The following is a 3,279-nucleotide window of genomic DNA, read 5'->3' on the forward strand; positions in this document are numbered from 1 at the left end:
CGGGTAACCGCCTGCTCAACGAGGTGGCAGTGCCGGGCCCGTCGGCGAGAAGAAGATCGATCATCGTACGCCGGATCGGGTCGCCGATCGCCGACCACAACTCGTCGTCGACCACCGCGCTCACGGTGTCGCGACCAGCCGGGCGACGTACGCGCCCAGGCGGGGCATGTAGTGGTCCCAACCGTTCTCGTGGTCGCGGTACTGCTCCTCCAGGACGGCGACCTCCCAACCCAACTCGCGGAAGCCGGTCTCGGTCATCCGGATCAGCGTCCCGGTGCCGCTGGGCACCAGGTCGAAGGTGACGAACAGCGCCTGCCCGCTCCGGTCCGGCTCGCTGAAGCACCACCGGAAGGAGAACCGCTTCGGCGGGTCGACCTCGACGACGGCGAACGCGACGGTCTTCGTCTCGCCGGTGTCGGCGTCGCGCCAGATCAGCTCGCCGGGCGCACCGGCGACGGACTCGAACCGCGCGTCGTCGGGCCACCACTCCCGCATGTGCTCGGGTTGGCTGACCACCTCGAAGGCGACCTCGGGGGACGCGTTGACGTGGATGTCTCGTTCGATCGTTCCCTGTTCCATGTCCACAACCTCTCGCAACCTTTGGTTGCACTTAACCTACGACAGCTCGCGTCCATCGCGCAACCTTTCGTTGCACTTCGGGGTTTCGTCGTACCCCTGGTGCACGATCGGCGCATGTCTGAGCCATCGCCCGACCGACACCACGCCATCGACTACGTCGAGCTCACGGTGACCGACCTCGCCGTGGCCAAGCGCTTCTACGCCGACGCGTTCGGTTGGCAGTTCAATGACTACGGGCCGGAGTACGCCGGCATCCGGAGCCCACACGGCGACGCCACGCCCGAGGTCGGCGGTCTCCGTCTGGACGCGGAGGTTCGGGCGGGCGGCCCACTCGTGCTGCTCTACTCCACCGACCTGGACCGGTCCGTGCAAGCCGTCAAGGAGGCCGGCGGCCAGGTGGTGAACGGGCCGTACGAGTTCCCCGGAGGCCGGCGGTTCCACTTCACCGACCCCAGCGGCAACGAGCTGGGTGCCTGGGCCGAGCAGTAGGTTTCTTCGATCGTCCGCTTGGCGGGTGATCGTCATCCCTGACCTACCGGAGGTCCTCGCCAGTCAGGACGGGACAGCCGAACATGTCAGTGAGGACGGTCCGCTGGTGGTCGGTCAGCGGGTTCGCGAACACCGCGACGCCGACCCCGTGCTGCCGGCAGGCCTCGGCGATTTCGCGGGCCCTACCGGGGCTGAGCAACGTCCGCCGCGAGAACGGGTCAGCCATCTTGCCAACGCCGCCGGAAGAGACTCCACGCCGCTGCACGTGCCGGCTCACGACCCGGCCACCGTGGGCTTCCACAAGGCTGGCCAGCAGATCGAGTGTGCTCTCGAACTTCTTGTCCTTCGCCGAAAACAGGCCCACCAGCGCCACATCGGCACCTGTCAGCACAGCTTCCAATGCCCCGCCCCGATGTCGGTACGCCGGCCGTCAGCGTCGCCGGGCGCGCAGCACGCCGGTCAGCATCGGCAGCGTGAACTCGCCGTGCGCGGTTTCGGCTCGACTCCCGAGAAAGGACCGGATCCGGCCGAGATTGGCCTCTCGCTCCTCGTCCGGCATGACCAGCATCCCGGCCCGCGTCGCGAGCGTCGCGACGAGCGAGTCGGCGGTACGCCGCTGACCGTGCGGCAACTCGACCTGCTCCGCCGATTCGAACCGAGCGACCAGGCCGGGGCTCGGAACGAGCATGCCCGCCGTCGCGGCGCGCCAACTGCTCAACGTGTCACGCGGGCCGATCGCCGCACTCCCGCTGACCCGTTCGAGCCCGGCAACCCAGTCGACCCGGTCGTCCATGATGTTCCACAGACCGGCCAGAACACCGCCGGGCGCGAGGACCCGGGCGATCTCCGGCCCCGCGACGGTCATGTCGAACCAGTGCAGGGCGTTGCCGGCGAGCACGGCATCGACGGACCCGTCCGGCAACGGGATGGCCTCGGCGCTGCCCGGCAGGGCACTGACGGTCGGCACCGCACGGCGCAGCTCGGCGAGCATCGCCGGGTCGGGCTCGACAGCCACGACCTCCGCGCCCACCGCCGCCAGCGTCGCGGACAGCTTGCCGGTGCCGGCCCCCAGGTCGAGCACGCGTAGGCCGGGGGCGGGCTCCAGCGCCCACCGCACCGCGGCCTGCGCGTAATCCGGGCGGTGTTCGGCGTACGCGGTCGCCGCCGCGCCGAAGGACGACCGGAGCATCTGTTCCGTCACCCGGTCACCGTACCGCCGCTCGTCGACATCGACTGTCACCATGGCCACCGTGCAGATCCTGCGAAGCTGGTGGCGCGTCCGCTACCCCGTCTACGCGATCGGCCTCGTGGTCGGGATGGTCATGTTGTGGCTGCCCTTCAAGACCTTTCAGGACACCGACGCCTGGGAGAGCCGACTGCGGATCCATGGTGTGCCAGCCCAGGCAGTCGTCGATGAGCTAGTGCACAAGCGGCGGAAGACGATGCACCTGAGCTACGAATTCGCCGGTGCCCAGCGTCAGGCCGAGGTTGGCTGTTGGGAGGTCTGCCTGGCGGCCGGCAGCACGGTGCGGATCTGGGTCAACCCCGACGACCCGGATGACTTCGTAACCGACTTCGGCATCCTCAGCGGGCATCGGGGCCGGCTGCAAGGGGTGGTCGGAGCGGCAGGCCTGGTTCTGTCCGGGTGGATGGTGCTGGCCGTGATCGCCCACCTCTATCAGCAACGACGCGGCAACCGGCGACAGGAGTGGCAGCGGCAGCAACGAGACCAGCGCCGACGACAGTTCGCGAAGGCCAGGGCCGGAAGGAAACGCAAGCCGAGCAGGCGACAAAGTCCGGTCAAGTGATCGACATCGACGGTCGGCAATTGTCGTCGAACCGACGACCTCTTGACCCCTAGGCCATTGAGGGCGACGGCCCGCCCGTCAAGAGGGGCGCTGTTCACTTCCATCTGAAGTGCGCAGGTCCGCGCACTGCCCCGCACAGCGTGTAGTCCACGAGTGCTCCCGCTCTGACCATCGCTCTTGCTTCCGATCCGGGCCGCCACCCGTCTGCATCGGCGCCCCAACCCACGGCCGTTCCTGGCCCTTCAAGTGAAATGGAGCGTCGTGCCACAGCCGTGCAGAAGGCATGGCCCGCGCCCTGCCTGGTCGCTTACCCGAGTCGCCCTTGCTGATCAACTTGTGCTGCAATGCATAGTTGAAGCATGGAGGCCTTTGAAGCGCTGACGTTCGGCAAGAGCAGTCCACC

At 68.3% G+C, this 3,279-nt stretch carries 5 protein-coding genes and 1 pseudogene; 2 read left to right on the forward strand and 4 right to left on the reverse strand.

All coding sequences use genetic code 11. From position 1 onward, the window contains the following. Together ABZ749_RS32375 and ABZ749_RS32380 are read right to left on the reverse strand one after the other, a co-directional pair. Nucleotides 1-124: pseudogene (locus ABZ749_RS32375) on the reverse strand (transcriptional regulator); the annotation flags it as partial. Continuing rightward, complete coding sequence (locus ABZ749_RS32380; RefSeq protein ID WP_357234560.1) at nt 121-579, reverse strand: SRPBCC domain-containing protein; 459 nt, start codon at nt 577-579, stop codon at nt 121-123. The gene ABZ749_RS32380 and the pseudogene ABZ749_RS32375, both read right to left, overlap by 4 nt. Before the next feature lie 114 nt (nt 580-693). On the opposite strand from ABZ749_RS32380, the gene ABZ749_RS32385 reads away from it, so the two are divergent. After that, nucleotides 694-1,068, forward strand: coding sequence for a VOC family protein (locus tag ABZ749_RS32385; RefSeq protein ID WP_357234563.1), 375 nt, complete (start codon nt 694-696; stop codon nt 1,066-1,068). Nucleotides 1,069-1,111: 43 nt separating this feature from the next. Here ABZ749_RS32385 and ABZ749_RS32390 read toward each other — a convergent pair whose 3' ends face one another. Then, the gene (locus ABZ749_RS32390; RefSeq protein WP_357234566.1) at nt 1,112-1,441 is read right to left on the reverse strand and encodes a hypothetical protein; all 330 of its coding nucleotides are present in this window, start codon (nt 1,439-1,441) and stop codon (nt 1,112-1,114) included. 57 nt (nt 1,442-1,498) lie between these two features. Next, nucleotides 1,499-2,257: a class I SAM-dependent methyltransferase gene (locus tag ABZ749_RS32395; RefSeq protein WP_357234572.1), complete on the reverse strand. Its 759-nt coding sequence runs from the start codon at nt 2,255-2,257 to the stop codon at nt 1,499-1,501. A gap of 52 nt (nt 2,258-2,309) precedes the next feature. On the opposite strand from ABZ749_RS32395, the gene ABZ749_RS32400 reads away from it, so the two are divergent. Beyond that, entirely contained in the window at nt 2,310-2,876 is a 567-nt protein-coding gene (locus ABZ749_RS32400; RefSeq protein ID WP_357234569.1) for a DUF3592 domain-containing protein, read from the forward strand. The last annotated feature ends 403 nt before the right edge of the window (nt 2,877-3,279 follow it).

The organism is Micromonospora sp. NPDC047753 (assembly GCF_040642735.1).
GTDB lineage: Bacteria > Actinomycetota > Actinomycetes > Mycobacteriales > Micromonosporaceae > Micromonospora.

Excerpts from the sequence above, each read along its gene's own strand:
- ABZ749_RS32380 (WP_357234560.1), bottom strand. The coding sequence starts at position 579 with ATGGAACAGGGAACGATCGAACGAGACATCCACGTCAACGCGTCCCCC.
- ABZ749_RS32385 (WP_357234563.1), top strand. The coding sequence starts at position 694 with ATGTCTGAGCCATCGCCCGACCGACACCACGCCATCGACTACGTCGAG.
- ABZ749_RS32395 (WP_357234572.1), bottom strand. The coding sequence starts at position 2,257 with ATGCTCCGGTCGTCCTTCGGCGCGGCGGCGACCGCGTACGCCGAACAC.
- ABZ749_RS32400 (WP_357234569.1), top strand. The coding sequence starts at position 2,310 with ATGGCCACCGTGCAGATCCTGCGAAGCTGGTGGCGCGTCCGCTACCCC.